The 16,155-nt window shown below is 63.7% G+C and carries 14 protein-coding genes; 7 read left to right on the top strand and 7 right to left on the bottom strand.

All coding sequences use genetic code 11. The features are described from left to right. Positions 1 to 75: 75 nt before the first annotated feature. Both amrB and amrA read left to right on the top strand, forming a co-directional pair. Entirely contained in the window at positions 76 to 888 is an 813-nt protein-coding gene (gene amrB / locus VGE08_RS10950; RefSeq protein WP_331067916.1) for an AmmeMemoRadiSam system protein B, read from the top strand. Further along, positions 860 to 1,414 carry an AmmeMemoRadiSam system protein A gene (gene amrA / locus VGE08_RS10955; RefSeq protein WP_331067917.1) on the top strand — a complete coding sequence of 185 codons (555 nt, stop codon included), beginning with the start codon at positions 860 to 862 and terminating at the stop codon, positions 1,412 to 1,414. Before amrB ends, amrA begins: the two co-directional genes overlap by 29 nt. A 10-nt stretch (positions 1,415 to 1,424) precedes the next feature. Here the strand turns inward: amrA and treS are convergent, their stop codons facing one another. Next, positions 1,425 to 4,709 carry a maltose alpha-D-glucosyltransferase gene (treS, locus tag VGE08_RS10960; RefSeq protein ID WP_331067918.1) on the bottom strand — a complete coding sequence of 1,095 codons (3,285 nt, stop codon included), beginning with the start codon at positions 4,707 to 4,709 and terminating at the stop codon, positions 1,425 to 1,427. 308 nt (positions 4,710 to 5,017) lie between these two features. On the opposite strand from treS, the gene VGE08_RS10965 reads away from it, so the two are divergent. The 5 genes from VGE08_RS10965 to VGE08_RS10985 all read left to right on the top strand — a co-directional run bounded on the left by VGE08_RS10965 (position 5,018) and on the right by VGE08_RS10985 (position 10,368). Then, the gene (locus VGE08_RS10965; RefSeq protein ID WP_331067919.1) at positions 5,018 to 6,418 is read left to right on the top strand and encodes a methyl-accepting chemotaxis protein; all 1,401 of its coding nucleotides are present in this window, start codon (positions 5,018 to 5,020) and stop codon (positions 6,416 to 6,418) included. 129 nt (positions 6,419 to 6,547) lie between these two features. Further along, positions 6,548 to 6,904 (top strand): DUF1475 family protein, encoded by a 357-nt coding sequence (locus VGE08_RS10970; RefSeq protein WP_331067920.1) that lies wholly within the window; start codon positions 6,548 to 6,550, stop codon positions 6,902 to 6,904. An 8-nt stretch (positions 6,905 to 6,912) separates the two neighbouring features. Then, positions 6,913 to 7,701 carry a DUF1295 domain-containing protein gene (locus VGE08_RS10975; protein WP_331067921.1) on the top strand — a complete coding sequence of 263 codons (789 nt, stop codon included), beginning with the start codon at positions 6,913 to 6,915 and terminating at the stop codon, positions 7,699 to 7,701. Next, positions 7,698 to 8,771, top strand: coding sequence for a cyclopropane-fatty-acyl-phospholipid synthase family protein (locus tag VGE08_RS10980; RefSeq protein ID WP_331067922.1), 1,074 nt, complete (start codon positions 7,698 to 7,700; stop codon positions 8,769 to 8,771). The genes VGE08_RS10975 and VGE08_RS10980 overlap by 4 nt, the downstream gene beginning before the upstream one ends. 187 nt (positions 8,772 to 8,958) lie before the next feature. Further along, positions 8,959 to 10,368: an energy transducer TonB gene (locus tag VGE08_RS10985; RefSeq protein ID WP_331067923.1), complete on the top strand. Its 1,410-nt coding sequence runs from the start codon at positions 8,959 to 8,961 to the stop codon at positions 10,366 to 10,368. 15 nt (positions 10,369 to 10,383) lie between these two features. Here the strand turns inward: VGE08_RS10985 and VGE08_RS10990 are convergent, their stop codons facing one another. The 6 genes from VGE08_RS10990 to VGE08_RS11015 all read right to left on the bottom strand — a co-directional run bounded on the left by VGE08_RS10990 (position 10,384) and on the right by VGE08_RS11015 (position 16,139). Further along, positions 10,384 to 11,283 carry a hypothetical protein gene (locus tag VGE08_RS10990; protein ID WP_331067924.1) on the bottom strand — a complete coding sequence of 300 codons (900 nt, stop codon included), beginning with the start codon at positions 11,281 to 11,283 and terminating at the stop codon, positions 10,384 to 10,386. Between the two features lie 7 nt (positions 11,284 to 11,290). Beyond that, positions 11,291 to 12,370 (bottom strand): hypothetical protein, encoded by a 1,080-nt coding sequence (locus VGE08_RS10995; RefSeq protein WP_331067925.1) that lies wholly within the window; start codon positions 12,368 to 12,370, stop codon positions 11,291 to 11,293. 42 nt (positions 12,371 to 12,412) lie between these two features. After that, complete coding sequence (locus VGE08_RS11000; RefSeq protein WP_331067926.1) at positions 12,413 to 13,507, bottom strand: VWA domain-containing protein; 1,095 nt, start codon at positions 13,505 to 13,507, stop codon at positions 12,413 to 12,415. After that, positions 13,488 to 14,891 (bottom strand): FHA domain-containing protein, encoded by a 1,404-nt coding sequence (locus tag VGE08_RS11005; RefSeq protein WP_331067927.1) that lies wholly within the window; start codon positions 14,889 to 14,891, stop codon positions 13,488 to 13,490. The genes VGE08_RS11000 and VGE08_RS11005 overlap by 20 nt, the downstream gene beginning before the upstream one ends. Further along, positions 14,891 to 15,724: a MotA/TolQ/ExbB proton channel family protein gene (locus VGE08_RS11010; protein ID WP_331067928.1), complete on the bottom strand. Its 834-nt coding sequence runs from the start codon at positions 15,722 to 15,724 to the stop codon at positions 14,891 to 14,893. Before VGE08_RS11010 ends, VGE08_RS11005 begins: the two co-directional genes overlap by 1 nt. Before the next feature lie 76 nt (positions 15,725 to 15,800). Then, positions 15,801 to 16,139 (bottom strand): hypothetical protein, encoded by a 339-nt coding sequence (locus VGE08_RS11015; protein ID WP_331067929.1) that lies wholly within the window; start codon positions 16,137 to 16,139, stop codon positions 15,801 to 15,803. Between the last annotated feature and the right edge of the window lie 16 nt (positions 16,140 to 16,155).

Consider the following 16,155-nt stretch of genomic DNA (forward strand, 5'->3'; position numbering starts at 1 on the left):
CAGCCGGCGGACCGGCGTATACAGGACGTCACCTGCATCATGCGCCCGATCGCCAGGCAGTGGAACGCGCATAACGTGAGTACCAAGATTCGATTTCCCGCCGTCGCGGGGCTGTTCTATCCGGCGGATCCGGCCGAGCTGCGCGAGGTGATATCGGAGTATTCAGCACAGATCGCCGCGGCCGCGGGTCCGGCACCCAAAGCTTTGATCGTGCCTCATGCCGGCTATATCTACTCGGGCGTAATCGCCGCAGCGGCGTACTCGCAGGTCGCACACCAGCGTAGGCGAATTCGCCGCATCGTACTCATCGGCCCCAGCCATCGCGTCTATCTGCGCGGCATGGCGGTGTCCACGGCCGAAGTCTTTCAAACGCCCCTAGGTATGGTGCCGGTGGATCGGGAACTCAAGGCACGCGTGCTCGCGCACGAGCAAGTGGTGGAATCGGACGCCCCGCACGCCAGCGAGCACAGCCTGGAAGTCCAGCTGCCCTTCCTGCAGGTGCTGTTCGACGAATTCACGCTGCTGCCGATCGCGCTTGGCTCCGCGGCAGCGCCGGCGGTGGCCGCGGTGCTCGCCGAGGTCTGGGGCGGCGAAGAAACATTGGTCCTGGTAAGCTCAGACCTGAGCCACTACCTGCCGTATGAAGAAGCCCGTGCCGTGGATACGGAGACCAGCGCGGCAATCCTGCGCAACGATCTGACACTGACCGGCGAACAAGCCTGCGGTTGTGTCGGGATCAATGGCTTGTCGTTCCTGGCTCGTCAGCGGGCCGCGCGTATGGTCGAGATCGCACGTTGCAACTCGGGTGACACGGCTGGCGATCGCAATCGCGTGGTGGGCTACGGAGCTTTCGCACTGTATGAGTCTCGACCCGGAACAGCGCCTTGAGCTGCTCGCGCTGGCGCGCGCCTCCATCGAAGCCGCCTTGCCGCTCGGCGAAATAGCGCCGTATCCCGGCGAGCCCGTCGATCCGGAGCTGAATCGGCCGGGCGCGTGCTTCGTTACTTTGCGATTTGGCGAGAGCCTGCGCGGCTGCTGCGGCACCATCGAAGCAACGCGCTCCTTGCACCTGGATATCTGGAATAACGCCTGGGCGTCGGCCTTCGCGGATCCGAGGTTTCCGGCACTGACGGCGGAAGAATGGACCGGCACCGGCATCGAGATCTCGGTACTGAGCAAACCCGAGCTCCGCGATGTCGGCAGCGAAGCGGAACTACTGGAAGTGCTGCGTCCCGGAATCGACGGCGTGATCCTGCAAGCCGGGGCCCGCCGCAGCACCTTTCTGCCGGCGGTCTGGGAACAACTGCCAGATCCGCGACAGTTCATCCGCCATCTGAAGCTCAAAGCCGGCTGGCCAGCGGATTTCTGGCCACCGGGCATGCATGTATGGCTCTACACCACCGAGAGTTTCTAATGAGCTTTGGCTAGTCCGCTGAAACGCGCAACTGCTCCCATACAGCATCGATTAGAGCATCGATAGCCGCCGGCACCATATCCGGCCGATACTCCAGCTCGTGGCGCAGGGCTTGCACCGAGCGAATGATCATGAACAGGTCCAGCAGACGCTGCACGCCGGCTTCCTGAGCAGGCAACACCCCCGATTTCGCCACGCCCTTGCGATAGCCCTTGAGGACGGCGTGCGTGGTCTGCAACAGCCACTGCGCCAGCTCCGGCTCCAGTCGCTCCCGCAAATCGGGACGATGTACCAGCGCATGATCGAGCGCGGTGGTGCGGGCGTAGCGCAACGAGATCAGCACGCTTGCCACGTCATGCAGCGGCGATTCTTTCTGGCGGCGCTCGGCGAGCGGCAACGTCATATCGCCCTCGAATCCCGTCAGCAGGAAATCGTCCTCGACCAGCAGGATCTTCGCCAGGTGCAGATTGCCATGCACGCGAGTGCGCAGACCTTCGAGAGGCTCGGACGTCAGCTCGCGAATGTGAGCAGACAATTGCTCACGCGCGCCAAGCAGTTCTTCGGCTCGTGGTCGCAGGGCGTCGGAAAGGGTGGAGAGCCGCTGCTGAAGTATCGAGAGCGCCGCGTCCAGCTCGAACTGCACCGAGCTGTACCAGCGCGACAGATCCTGCGAACGGAGCGGTTCGGCCGCGAACGCCGGGTCCGTCGCCTGGGCCAGAATCGAGTGCATCTCGCCGATGCGGCGTCCGAGTGCCTGCATCTGCGTCGTGAACAAGGTATGCGGCTGCTCGGGCACGCTCGCATCCTGCGATGAAATCAGCGTTGCATGACGCTCGAGGTGGTTGAGAGTGTATGTCCACACGTCGCCCTGGTTGCCGACGTAAGCAAACAGCCCCGCCAGCAGCGTGGGCTCTTCGTGGTGCCAGACGAGCTGCCCAAGCACCGGCGCAATGGCATCGAAGCCGGCGCCGGTCAGCAGGCTGGTCATTTCCAGGTCGGGACTCGGTCCGGGTTCGGTGCGCCGGTACGCCTTCAGGAACAGCGCCTCGTCAATGATGACGTTGGTGTTGCTGGGCTCGGCGCCGACATGACGCACGCTCTGCAAATCCGGCGGCGGCAGCGTCGGCAACGGCTTGCGAGCTTCGAACCGCAGCTCGCCTCCGGCGAACGGCAGGTGCGTTCGATCGGTCATGTTCTGAATCAACCCGAGACAGAAGATCGGGTCGGCGAATGCATCGACCATCACGCCCACGCGCGCGTGCTCGCGAACCTTCGCCAAGGTCCATTCGGCCGTCTTGAGAATGACGTCCGAGCCGTCCTCCCAGCCGATGGTGAGCGGCAGGAAGAAGCGGCGCCGGCCGGCGCTGCCGCCCTCGATGTCCACGAAGCTCAGCAGATACGAACGATGGTCGTAGCGCCACAGCGAGCGCGGCCCGAGATGCACGGCGCCGATTTCACTGCGGGGATGCGGGAACCAGCCGCGGGCGCCGATGAATTCCGGCAACACTTCGTTTTCCAGGTGCTGCAAGGCGCGCCGCATGAGGCTGCCGTTCGCAGCCCTGGTGACCTCGGGCAGGAACGTCGCCAGGCCCTCCGACAACACCAGCACCGGCAACTCGGTGGCGGGCAGGCGCTCGATGTGCCAGGCCGGTGGCGGAGTGTTATCGCTCAGCTGCAGCCAGAAGAAACCGTGCGCCGGCAGCGTCAGGAAATAAGGCAGATCGCCGATCGGCGGAAACGCGTTGCGGCCGAGCATTTCCACCGGCACGCGGCCCTTGTACTTCGACAGGTCGAGCTCCACGGCCTGCGCGGTCTGCGAAAGATTCGCGACGCACAGGATCATCTCGCTGGCGCAGCTGCGAACGTAGGCGATGATCTTGCGGTTCTGGGGACGCACGAACTCCAGCGTGCCGCGTCCAAAACATTGGAACTGCCGGCGCACGGCGAGCATGCGGCGCGTCCAGTTCAACAGCGAAGATGGATCGCGGCTCTGCGCTTCGACGTTGACGGCCTGGTAGCCATAGATCGGGTCCATGATCACCGGCAGATACAAGCGTTGCGGATCGGCGCGCGAGAAGCCGGCGTTGCGGTCGATGCTCCACTGCATCGGCGTGCGCACACCGTTGCGATCGCCGATATAGATGTTGTCGCCCATGCCGATCTCGTCGCCGTAATAGATGATCGGCGAGCCGGGCAGGGACAGCAGCAGGCTGTTCATCAGCTTGATGCGATCGACGTCGTTGCCCAGCAGCGGCGCCAGCCGGCGGCGGATGCCGACGTTCACGCGCATGCGCGGCTCGGCGGCGTACATCTTGTACATGTAGTCGCGCTCGCGGTCGGTCACCATCTCCAGCGTCAGCTCGTCGTGATTGCGCAGGAAGATGGCCCACTGGCAGTTCTCCGGAATATCCGGCGTCTGGCGAATGATCTCGGCGATCGGGTAGCGGTCTTCCAGCGCCACCGCCATGAAGATGCGCGGCATCAGCGGGAAGTTGTACGCCATGTGGCATTCGTCGCCATCGCCGAAATACTCGCGCACGTCCTCCGGCCACTGGTTCGCCTCGGCCAGGAACATCCGCCCGCTGTAGCTCTCGTCCATGGCCCTGCGCATGCGCTTGAGCACGGCGTGGGTCTCGGGAAGGTTCTCGTTGTTGGTGCCCTCGCGCACGCACAGATACGGAATCGCATCCAGCCGCATGCCGTCGATGCCCATGTCCATCCAGAAGCGCATCACCTGGATCACCGCCTCGACCACCTCGGGATTGTTGTGATTCAGGTCGGGCTGGTGCGAGAAGAAGCGGTGCCAGTAGTACTGGCGCGCCACCGGGTCCCAGGCCCAGTTCGAGGTCTCGGTATCGGTGAAAATGATGCGGGTGCCGGCGAACTTCTTGTCGTCATCGCTCCACACGTAGAACTCGCGCTCGCGCGAGCCCGGCGGCGCCCGCCGGGCAGCCTGGAACCAGGGATGCTGGTCGGAGGTGTGATTGATGACCAACTCGGTGATCACCCTCAGGCCGCGCCGGTGCGCCTCATGGATGAAATGGCGAAAGTCGTCCAGCGTGCCGTAGTCGGGGTGCACATTGGTGTAGTCGGAGATGTCGTAGCCATCGTCGCGAAGCGGCGACGGATAGAACGGCAGCAGCCAGATGGTGTTGACGCCCAGCTCCTGGATGTAGTCCAGCCGCTGCGTCAAGCCGGCGAAATCGCCCATGCCGTCGCCATTGGCGTCCTGAAACGCCTTGACGTGCATCTGATAGATGATGGCGTCCTTGTACCAAAGCGGATCGTCATTCATGGTTTACGCTGCGCAGCCACGGATGTGCAAGAAAGTGGATTGCGGTTAGCGGTTGGGCAGGAAGTTGCGCTTCGTGACCAACCCCTAACCGCTAACCGCCAACCACTGGCCGGGTTGTCGGGTTCCGTCCGACGCGGACCGCTCCGGGGCCGGGCCCGCTAGTGAACCCGGTCACAGATCGGCACCAATTTGCGGAGCTTGCCCGAATCTAGTGCAGACGGCAGCTCAAGATCGCCGCGGTCGCGCCGATTCCGGCCATGGGCGAGCTTCGCTCGAATCGGGCCGGCCGCGAACTAAGAAAACCACGTATGTCGAGCACCTTGGACCGTCTTCTCGCGCCCGGAATTCGCCTGATGCAGGTGGCTCGGCTGCCGATCAAGTTCGCCACCATCAGCGCGGCCTTCATGGTGCCGCTGGGCGTGGCGGTGTATGGCCTGGCGAGCTACTCGAACAGCAGTATTGAGCTTGCGCAATACGCACAGGCGCTGAGCACCGGTGACCCCGGCGGCATGCAGGCTGAGGCCGGCAAGCTCAGCGAGGCGACCTCGGCGGCTTCCAACGCCACCACGGCGGGCCCTTTGGCAACCCGCATCGAAGATTTCGAGCAGCGGCGCGACATCCTGTTGGCGGTCACTTTTATCAGCTTGTCGGTGGCGCTGTATCTGATCGCAAGCTTCTATGTCGCCAACGTGCGGGGCTTCGAGGCGTTGATGACGCGCATGCGCAAGCTCGCCGAGGGCGACCTGACCACGAGCTATCCGGCCCGAGGGACCGACGAGATCGCGCAGCTCATCAACGCTTTCAATGTCAGCCGCGCGCAGTTGCAGACGCTGGTACAGCGCATTCGCGAAGTCACAAGCGAAATCGACAGCGCGGGCCGGCAGATCGCCAGTTCCAACAACGAGCTGGCACAACGTGAAGCATCGCAATCCGCGGCCGTGCGGCTGACTGCCGAGCGTGCACAGCAGGTGCAGAACAACGTGCAGCGGAACCTCGACAACGCATTGCAGGGCGAGCGCCTTTCCAACGATGCGCGCGGCGTGGCTTCTCGCGGCAATCAGGCGGTGGACAAGGTTGTGCAGACCATGCAGACCATCACCGGTTCGTCCCGCAAGATCGGCGACATCATCGGCGTGATCGACGAGATTGCCTTCCAGACCAACCTGCTGGCCCTGAACGCGGCGGTGGAAGCCGCGCGAGCCGGCGAACAGGGCCGCGGCTTCGCCGTGGTGGCCAGCGAAGTTCGCAACCTCGCACAGCGTTCCGCCACGGCCGCGAACGAGATCAAGAAGCTGATCAACGCCTCGCTCGAAGATGTCGAGAAAGGCGCGGCGCTGGTCAATGGCGCCGGCGAGACGATGCAGGAGATCCTGAGCTCGGTGCTGAGCGTGTCGCACATCATGCAAGAGATCGCGATGGCCAGCCGCACCCAGAGCGACGACATCGCCCAACTGCACCAGGCCATCGATCACATCGACGGCGACACCCAGCAGAACGCCGCTCGCGTCCAGCAGACCGCGGCCGTCGCGCAGTCGCTGCGCGGCCAGGTGGAAACATTGCTGGACGCGGTGGACAGGTTCACCCTGAGCACGGATGCCACGACCCCGCCCGTCGCCGCGCCAGCCGTGGTAGCGCACGGGCACACCCAAGAAGAATCAGCAGTAAGCGCCAACGAAGGCGACGACGACAGCCTGCGCTCGGCCGCCTGACCCGCGGCCGCGGGCCGCCCGCACCGGGCGCTCGCCATTGCATCCACGCGGAAGGGCTCCGCGAATACGTCCTCAAATAAAGGAAGTGTGCGGCCCGGATCGGGCCGGCACGCGACCGCGAGGCGTTTCATGAATACCCGAGCCCTGCTGCAGATCCTGTTTGCAGCCATCCTGCTGTCTCTGCTCGCCTACACCACGTGGGCCAGCACGCAACAGCCCGTGTGGCAGTGGCGCGGCCTGGTCCAGGGTCCGGACCGCTGGTGGACCGTGGCGACACTGATCGACGCCTACTACGGTTTCCTGACTTTCTTCGTCTGGGTGTGCTTCAAGGAACGCGGGCTGCTGGCGCGCGTGTTGTGGTTCGTGGCCATCATGCTCCTCGGCAACATGGCGATGGCCAGTTACGTGCTCTGGCAACTGCACAAGCTGCCGCCCGGCGCGCCGGTGAGCGACATCCTGATTGCGCGCGGAGCGCCGGCTCGATGATCGGTCCGATGAGTCCGTTGCTGTTGCTTGCACTCGGCACGCTGCTGGTCTTCCTGATCATGACCGCGCTGTGGCTGCTGGGCATTCGCAACAAGAACTTCAGTTACGTCGACGTGGGCTGGTCGGCGAACTTCGCGGTACTGGCTCTGCTCTTTGCCTGGCTCGCGGAGGGTTGGGAAACGCGCAAGTGGATCATCGCCGCGATGTATGCGCTGTGGTCGGTGCGCCTGGCCGGGCACCTGGCCAAACGCATCATCGGCCAGCCGGAGGAAGGTCGCTATGTCGAGCTACGCCGCCGCTGGGCCGCGAATCTCAACGCGAAGTTCTTCGGCTTCTTTCAGCTGCAAGCGCTGCTCAACGTGATCCTCGCGCTGCCGCTGTTGATCGCGTGCATGAATCCCGAGCCGCGCCTGCATCTGCTCGAAGCGCTGGGCGTGGCGATCTGGCTGGTGGGCCTGCTGGGCGAGAGCATCGCCGACGGCCAGCTGGCCGCCTTCAAGCGCAACTCCTCCAACCACGGCGCGGTCTGCGACGCGGGCTTGTGGCGCTACTCGCGCCACCCGAATTATTTCTTCGAGTGGACGATCTGGATCGGCTACGCCGTGTTTGCGCTGGCTTCCCCGTGGGGATGGCTGGCACTGGCGATGCCGGCGTTGATGCTGCATTTCCTGCTCAACGTGACCGGCGTCAGGGCGACCGAGGAGCAGGCGCTGCGCTCCAAGGGCGAGCGCTATCGCGAGTACCAGCAGCGCACCAGTGTCTTTGTTCCGCTTCCCAGGAAAAGGTTGAAGTCATGACAGCAACAGTCGTCACGCCGCGTCCGGCCGACCCGGCCATCTCACTGCCCTTCCGCCTGCTGGCACGCAACCTGTTGCCCGACTGGGCCGTGCGCTACGGCATCCGTCGCCTGCTGGCCGAGCGGCTGCGCGACGAGAAGCGCACGACCGAGGAGGCACAGCAGCGCCACCTGATGCGCTTCATCGCGCAGCTCAAGGCCAGCCCCATCGCCATCAACACCCGCGAAGCCAACGAGCAGCATTACGAGCTGCCATGCGAGTTCTTCGAGATGGTCATGGGCAAGCACATGAAATATTCGTCGTGCTATTTCCAGCCGGGCGTCACGTCGTTGGACCAAGCCGAGGCGGAGATGCTGGCGCTCACGTGCCGCCGCGCGCGCATCGCCGATGGCGAGCAAATTCTCGAGCTTGGCTGCGGCTGGGGCTCGCTCACGTTATGGATGGCGGAGCGCTATCCGAACGCCCGCATCACGGCCGTTTCGAATTCACGCACGCAGAAGCAGTTCATCGAAGCTCGCGCCGAGAGCCGTGGTCTGCGCAACGTGCGGATCGTCACCTGCGACATGAATGACCTCGCGCTGGAGCACGAGCAGTTCAATCGTGTCGTGTCGGTGGAGATGTTCGAGCACATGCGCAACTACGAGCAGCTACTGGCGCGCATCGCCTCGTGGCTGAAGCCGGGCGGCACACTGTTCGTGCACATCTTCACTCATCGCGACTATGCCTATCCGTTCGACGTGCGCGACGAGAACGACTGGATGGCGCGCTACTTCTTCACCGGCGGCATCATGCCGAGCGATCACCTGCTCAGCTACTTCCAGCGCGACCTGCGGCTGCAGGATCACTGGCGCGTGGACGGCACGCACTACAGCCGCACCAGCGAGTGCTGGCTCGCCAATATGGACGCCAACCGCGCTCGAATCGAGCCGATCCTGTCGGCCACGTACGGCGCCGAAAACATGCGCCGCTGGTGGGTGTACTGGCGCGTGTTCTTCATGGCGTGCGCGGAGTTGTGGGCGTATCGCGGCGGCCGGGAATGGTTCGTATCGCACTACCTTTTTGGGAAGTAACTAGTGAATAGTGACTAGTGAATGGTCGGAGGGGGCTCGATCATGCCTCGGGTCGCGGCCACTCTGACCAGTCACCAGTCATTAGTCACCATTCACTTCTGTCCTAACGATCTTGTACCTGCCGGCTCTGCGTCGTAGCCTGTGCCGGCAGCATCGATATCGATCCGGTCTCGAGTTGGGGTAGGTCATGAAGGTCAGGCAGTCGTTCGGCCCGTTGCGGCAGGCGGTCGCGCTGAGTTTGCTGCTCAGCCTGGCCACGATCAGTGTCAAAACGGCCGACGCCGCGCCGGTCCCGCCGCGTCCCGAATCGCAACAGGAATTCTGGGCGCGCTACGACAAACGCGACTGGTCCGCCGCCATCGACGAGGCGCGCCGCCTGGTGCAGCAGGCCAGCGAGCACGCCAAGGAACAGCCGCTGGAGCTCGCCAAGGCTTTGACGCTCCTGGGCAACGCGCAGCTCAGCAGCGGGGACAAGGCGAGCGCCGAGCCGACGTATCGCGAAGCCTTGCGGATCATCGAGTTGCAAGGAAACAGCGTCGATCCCGCGCTGCTCGACCCGTTGCGCGGCCTGGGCTACACGCTGGCGTTGCTCGAACGCCATGACGAAGCCATTCCCTATCTGGAGCGCGCGCTGATCGTGATCCGCCGCGCCCACGGTTTGTTCGACATGAGTCAGCAAGGAGTGCTGCGTCAGCTCGCCGTGAGCCTGACCCGCACCGGCCGCATGGTGGACGGGGCGAAGCAGATGCTTTATCTGCAACGTGTCGGCGAACGTACCTACGGCGAGCGCGATCCGCGCATGTCGCCACTGTTGTGCGTGATTGGCGATTGGTATGTCGACACCGGCAACTTCTCGCTTGGCCGTGATCGCTTCCGCGATGCCGTGCAAATCGTCGAGCGCAAACTAGGCAAGAACGATCCAGCCCTGGTGCAGCCGCTGCGCAGTCTGGCGCGCAGCTACGTGCAGGAGATCTACTTCTTCTCGCACGGCTATCAGCCGCTGCAGGAACGCACCATGCTCGATCCGACCAGTGTGGAACCCAGGGGCATCAATCCGAAGTACCTCAGTAGCGAGGGCGAACGCTCGTTGCAGCGGGCGCTGGCCATTCTCGAGGACCGTCCCGATACCACACCGACGCTGCTGACCGACACGCTGATCCAGATGGGCGACTGGTACCAGATCAAACATCATCCCGAAAAAGCCATGAACTACTATCGGCAAGCGGCCGCCCTGACCGCCAGCGCCGATGCCTCATCGCGGGAAGCGGCGGTCGCGCCGCTGAGTTTCCCGGTGCGCGTGTATTACCCGATGCCGCCGCTGGCGATGCGCAATCGCCAGTTGTCTCCCGAGCAGATCGACGAGAAGTTCGTGTCGGTGCAATTCACGGTGACCGGCACCGGCAGCGTGGAAGACGTCGAGATCATCGAACAGAACGGCACGCAGCGTCAGGCCTCGGAGACCGTGGAAGCGATCCGGTCATCACGGTATCGGCCGAAATTCGTCAACGGTGAACCGGTCGAGACGCACGGCGTCATCGCACGCGAAGTGTTCAAGATGCGCAAACAGGACGACGACCAGGAGGAAAGCCGCTCCTGACGCGGTTCACCTCGATCAGGAGGTCGGCGGCTTCGGGCTGAAGGCTTCCGGTTCGGGGGGCTGGTCCGATTTGGGCTGCTCCCCTTCCGGTGGCGCTTGCCCATCGCTCTTTGCCGATTCCGTTGGCGCCGACTCCGTTGGCGCCGTCTCCTGCGGCTCGCCCAGCTCCTTGGCAGCCTCGTCTTCGGGCGGTGTCGTTGTAACCGTCGGTGCCTCGCCAGGCGCAGCGGGCGCCGCCGGCGGCGAGTCCGCGGTCGCGGATTCAGGCAGGAGACTTCTCATCACCGCCTGCTCGCGAAACTCGACGGCGAGCTTCGCCCCCGCGTCCCGCATGGCCAGGGCCGTGGCGGTGGACAACGGCGCTTCGCTCGACAATCCCTGCGACGGTGAGGTGCCATAGCCGGTAAAGCCCCACGAATCGGCCAATTTGCCGTCCGGCAGATATACATTCACGCGATATTTGATGCTGACTGCATAGAACGGCGAGCCCGCATCCCGCGGCGTGACGAACGCGTATTCTTCGATGCTGGGCTCGAGAATCGCCGCAACGCCTCCCGGCACTTGCGTGCCGGCGTTGACGCTGTCCACGCGCACGACCCGTTCGAACATCGCGTCCATCAAGCGCGTGATGCCGTCGGTCTGAGCCTGGCCCAGCTCGACGTGCCACTTGGTGCTCCAGCGTTCCTCCTTGTGCACGTACGAAGAGAATTCCGTCGGCATGAACAAGGCGACGGTGATGGGGAGCTTCACCACCAGCGGCGGCGGGATGTTGGTGTTGGCGACCAGCTTCACCGGACCGCAACCCGCCAGCAGCACCATGGCGGTACTCAGGCCACATGCCGCGGCCGCAACCAGCTGACGCCGCCGTGCGTGCAGCCACGAGCCCGAGCGAGACAGCAGGTGATTCTCTTTCACGTTGACCTCAAGGGCCCGGCTCGATGACCGGCGCTTCGGCTTCGATGGCAGACCGCGGCGCGAGATTCTGGCCTATGCGAAAGCGCGTGCCGCTGCGCTGCGGGTCGTCCAGTCCGACGAACGAGCCACCGTTGCGTTGACAAAGGATTCGCATCAGCGTCGCAAAGCGAATGCTGGTGTACTGAGGCGCATCCGGGCGCACGGGAAAACCGATGGCGTGGATGCGGACGCGGCGCTCGCCGGTCTCGTCCTCGCGATTGATGATGTCCACGCCCTTGATCACCGAATCGATCGAAGAGCCGGTGAACTCATCGCCGAACACGTACAGGCTGATCTTCTTGTCCTTGGAATAATACGTGCGAATGGCTTCGACGATGCCTTCGATGGGACTGGAGTTGGAGAACGCGTTCCAGGTACGCAGCCGCTCGATCACGGTGCGCCGCTGGCTTGGCGTATCGGGAATCCACTTGCCGCGATAGCCGCTGAACATGTAGGTGCCTTCGTCGTTCATCACCTGGAAGCCTTTCAGCTTCGGATACACGTTCAGGGTTTCCTCGACCTTGGCGAGCATCATGGGCCACACGTAATTGAACATGCTGCCCGAGGTGTCGATGATGAAGATGATGTATTCGCTGTCCACCGGGATGCCGCCGATGGCGTCGTCGGCCTTGCGCCGGAAGCCTTCGCCCAGCAGGCGCTTCATCTCCTCGGTCAACGTTTGCTGTGCGGAAGCCAGGCGCCCTTCCAGCTGATTGGCAACGTCGGCTTCCTGTTTGGACGCGCTGTACTTGCCGCGGATGTCGCTCAGATCGCCCTGCAGGCGCGCGATCCGCCGCTTCTCCTCCGACAGCTGTTCCTGCTTGGCCTTCAGGTCGCGATTCAGAATGTCGGCCTGGCCTTCGATCTCGATCAGCTCGTCCTGCAAGCTGAGCAATTGCTCCTGCAGGTCTTCTTCGGACTGTTCGATGCTCGGCGTGCGGATGTTGCTCAGGACCAGCAGCAGCACCACCGAGCCCAGGCCGCAGGTGATGCAGTCCAGGAACGAGATGCTGAAGATCTCGGTTTCGCGGCGCGCACGCTTAGCCATGCCATGCTCCCGCGTCCGCGATGACAATATTCATGACAACTTTCATGGCCAATCCTTGGACGGGCTCATGAACGAGCCGCCGGTATCGCGCGCCGCGACCCAGAACGCAGCCGGTGCCATGGGATCGCCTTCCATCGGCATGAGAATGACATTGAGCGGAACACTGCGCGGATATTTCGCGAAGGCGCGCTCGAACAACTTCAGCCGCGCATCGCCGTCTATGGTCTTGCGAATCAACGGCGCCGAAGCGCCCTGCGTCGGCAGTCCATCGGTGACCAAGATGACGTTGTCCGGCTTCGGATTGAGCGCGTTCAAGGCAATGAACGCGTTCTCGATACTGGTACCGTCGGTCGGCACCGTCTTACGCAGTTTTTCCAGCGCGTCGGTCAGCGCATTCGGATCGTTGGTCTTCAGCCACTTGCCTTCCGAGCCGTCCACCAGCGCATAGGTCTTGGTGTTGAAGGCGTAGATCTGGAACTGTCCCTCCAGCGGCATCTGCGCGGCCAGCCACTCCACCGTGGATACGGTGCGGCGCCATTTCTGTGACAGCAGCTTCCTGGACTCGGACATGTTGCGCATACGCAGGATGTTGACGACGGTCTCATCCAGCATGCTGGCGGAGACATCGACCAGCAGCAGGATGCGCTCGCCACCGACGCGCAGGCCAGTCAGATACTGACGATCGCCGGTACCGACGAAACCGCGCACGCGCGTACCAGTCGCGCTCGCATCCTTGCTCGCGCCTTCGAGCCGCCGCGTGCCCTCTTCGAGCGACTTCAGATCGGCTTTCAGGCGCTCGATGGCTTCACGGCGCGACAATGTTTCCTTGGTCGCGTCGGCGAGCTCGACCTTGAGGCGCTCGGTTTCGCTGAGCACGCGCGTGCCCATGCCTTCGGTGCGCACCTTCTCGGCGTCGGTCTCGATCAGCGAGTTACGCAGCACCACCAGCTTCTGGTAGCCCTCCAGCACCTTCTCTTCCATCTTGGACACTTCGGCGCGCTGAGTTTGATCCACGGTCTGCGCTCGCAAGCCGCCTTGCGCATTGATCAACGTATAGACCAGCACCACCGACCCGAAGGCACAGGTGATGCAGTCGAGGAACGACATGCTGAAGACTTCAGTCTTGCGGCGCGCCATCGTCGTTCACCAGTTGAATCATTTCGAGCGTGATGCCGGGAGAGCCCAGCCGCAGGCGATCGCCCACGGTGAGCGAGGTGCGGCCGGCCACTTTCTCGTCGTTGACGAAAGAACCGTAGGTACTGTGATCTTCGACGATGACCGCGCCATTGCGGCGTACCAGCGTGCAATGCGAGCGAGAGATGCCGGGCAACGCGCTCGGCAGGTTCAAAGCGCGCGGCCGGCCTTCGACCGCCCAGCCGACGGTCAACGGCCGTTCGCTGATGCGCCAGGCACGGCCCTGAAACAAAACATGCGTCGGCCGCAGCTGTGGCGGTGTCGCTTCCACTTCCGCCGTCTGCTCTTCGCCATGTTCGGTCCGCGGCACTGGCAGCTGATATACCAGCGCTAGCGAGTCCGGCGCGCGTCGAATGCTCCGCTCGTATTGAAGCGCGCCCCGGGCGGCCGCGGCCGGCGGCAATATCTGAATCGTGCAATCGCGCAGCGTTTGCAGCCGCTCGACCAGACCCGGCAATGACGCGACTCGCTGCGAGAGCCGCAGCTCGATGGGCATGCCGGCCACACGCGCGCTCTGCACGAGACGCAGCAGCTCGAGATAGTGCGGCTCGGCGGCGGCGATGAGTTGCGCGCGCTCCATTTCCAGCTGCAGCTCGCGCTCACCGAATTGGAACGACATCGTGATGGTCTCCGCCTCCGTCAGCTCGCTCAGCCAGGCGGGCAGCAGGTCGACCAGCCGTTGTTCGCTGGTGGCTTCGTGCAGCGGATCGAAGCGCGTCTTGCGCACGAAGTTCTCGGCGATGAACTGCACCAATGTCTGATGGATGCCGAGCACGCCGTGGCGCGGAGCGATCTCGTAGCGGCTGCGCTTCAAGCCGGGCTGCTCGCCGCCTGAATATTCGAGCACGGTGAGCAATGCCTGGTGCAGCTCCAGATCCAGATGCAGCACGCGCGCCGGCGCCGATTCCAGGCTGCAAGCGGCCACTGCCGCGTCCACGAGGCCGGCGACGCGCACGCCGGTTTCATTGATGACGCCGAGGAGCAAGCCGAGCTGATCGCGGCTGTAGCCTGCCGGAACAGCAAGCAACACCGATTCGTTCTCCTGCCTGAACCCGCCCAGTAATGCTTGCGCCTGCGCGAAAGCCACGTCGGCGGCGGTGCCGGCGACACGCGAAGGACGCGTCAACGGTTGAATGCTCAGGCCCCGCCAGAAATTGTTCTGGGCGAGCAGCGGCTTGATGCGCACGCGCTGGAGCGCGTCCACGCCAGTGATCGTCGTTTGATCTTCCAGCAATGCAACGCCCGGCGCTTCGCTGACAACAGCCACGCTGTCGCCGCGCTTGCGCGCGACGATGAGTGCGGCATCGATGAGCTCCAGAGCTAGCACTACCTCACCTGCATGTGCCGAATCAGATGCTGGTCGATCCAATGATCGGTGTCGTGCACGAACTGCTCCTGCGCCTGCTGCAGCTGGTGCAGGAAGAACATCAGAATCAGGGTCAGCATCAGCGCCACGAAGGTGGCGTTGAAGGCGATACCCAGGCCGGACGTCACACCGGTGATATCGCCAGTCACGGCCTTGTGGGCTTGCAACAGCGCGTCGCCGATGTGGCGCACCGTGCCGATGAAGCCGATGGCCGGGATGGCCCAGGCGATGTAACGAATCATCGCCAGGCCCGAATCGAGCCGGTCCGCTTCGGAGTCGCACACGGCCTTTGAGGTTTCCGCCGAGTCGCGAATGCTGCGCGTCGCGGAGAACCGGTCGAGCGTGCGCTGTAACGCGCGCACCACGAGACTGGATTTGTCCTCCGGCGGCAGCGCTTCCAGCTGTCGCGCATAGTCCTTCGCATCTTCAGGCAAGACCTTGATGCCTTCGGGCACGTGGATCAGCTCGCGCTCCAGCAGCTTGCGCTCGCGGCGAATCAGCACTGCTTTGTAGCCGAGGATCAGCAGCGCCCAGATGAAGTGAATGATCTCGACTTCCTGCTCGACGGCGTTGATCACCAGGAAGAAGGACCGTTCCGGCACGTAGTCCGGATCTTCCTTGAGACGCCGCTGTTCGGTAGCGACGATTTCATCGCCGTTGGGAATGATCCAGGACACGTACAACGCGTGCACGAACAGGATGGTCGCGATGAGCGCGATCACGTTCACGAGGAACTCGCTCGGATACTGGACCGGGCGGTTGGAACGGGGCGCCGGGGCGGCTGCGGTTACCATGAGTAAGTTCCTGTGGGGCTCGAAGCGAATCTCGAATCAGCTGCTGGAAGAAATACTGGCTTGGCGGTCGAGCGGTTCATATGTCGATGGGAAAGGAAACGTCGAAGTCGGCGCGAACCTGTTCCGACGGCACGAAGCGCTCTGGCGAGCCTTTCTTGCCGGACGCTTTGGGCTTGGCAGCGGCCTGCTGTTCCTCGGCGTCCTCTTCTTCCTGAGTACCTTTGGAAGCCGCCGCGGATTGGGCCGCTGAGGATTCTTCGTCGGCCTTGGGCGCGGCGGATTCGCTCGCGGGCGGCGCAGCCTTGGCTGGCGGCTTGGCGGCCTCGGCGGCCCAGGCAGCGGAAGTCATCGTGCCGGTTGCGTAGCAGGCAGCCAGCAGGCCCAGCAATCGAATCAGCAGTTGCCGCGTTTTCATGATGTCGCCTCTCGCC

Origin of the sequence: Steroidobacter sp., from assembly GCF_036406195.1 — a bacterium.
Lineage (GTDB): Bacteria > Pseudomonadota > Gammaproteobacteria > Steroidobacterales > Steroidobacteraceae > Steroidobacter.

Bases quoted from the DNA above. Each gene is read 5' to 3' on its own strand.
- treS (WP_331067918.1), bottom strand. From the start codon at position 4,709: ATGAATGACGATCCGCTTTGGTACAAGGACGCCATCATCTATCAGATG.
- VGE08_RS11010 (WP_331067928.1), bottom strand. From the start codon at position 15,724: ATGGTAACCGCAGCCGCCCCGGCGCCCCGTTCCAACCGCCCGGTCCAG.
- VGE08_RS10980 (WP_331067922.1), top strand. From the start codon at position 7,698: ATGACAGCAACAGTCGTCACGCCGCGTCCGGCCGACCCGGCCATCTCA.
- VGE08_RS10985 (WP_331067923.1), top strand. From the start codon at position 8,959: ATGAAGGTCAGGCAGTCGTTCGGCCCGTTGCGGCAGGCGGTCGCGCTG.
- VGE08_RS10975 (WP_331067921.1), top strand. From the start codon at position 6,913: ATGAGTCCGTTGCTGTTGCTTGCACTCGGCACGCTGCTGGTCTTCCTG.
- VGE08_RS11000 (WP_331067926.1), bottom strand. From the start codon at position 13,507: ATGGCGCGCCGCAAGACTGAAGTCTTCAGCATGTCGTTCCTCGACTGC.
- amrA (WP_331067917.1), top strand. From the start codon at position 860: ATGAGTCTCGACCCGGAACAGCGCCTTGAGCTGCTCGCGCTGGCGCGC.
- VGE08_RS10970 (WP_331067920.1), top strand. From the start codon at position 6,548: ATGAATACCCGAGCCCTGCTGCAGATCCTGTTTGCAGCCATCCTGCTG.
- VGE08_RS11015 (WP_331067929.1), bottom strand. From the start codon at position 16,139: ATGAAAACGCGGCAACTGCTGATTCGATTGCTGGGCCTGCTGGCTGCC.
- VGE08_RS10965 (WP_331067919.1), top strand. From the start codon at position 5,018: ATGTCGAGCACCTTGGACCGTCTTCTCGCGCCCGGAATTCGCCTGATG.
- VGE08_RS10995 (WP_331067925.1), bottom strand. From the start codon at position 12,370: ATGGCTAAGCGTGCGCGCCGCGAAACCGAGATCTTCAGCATCTCGTTC.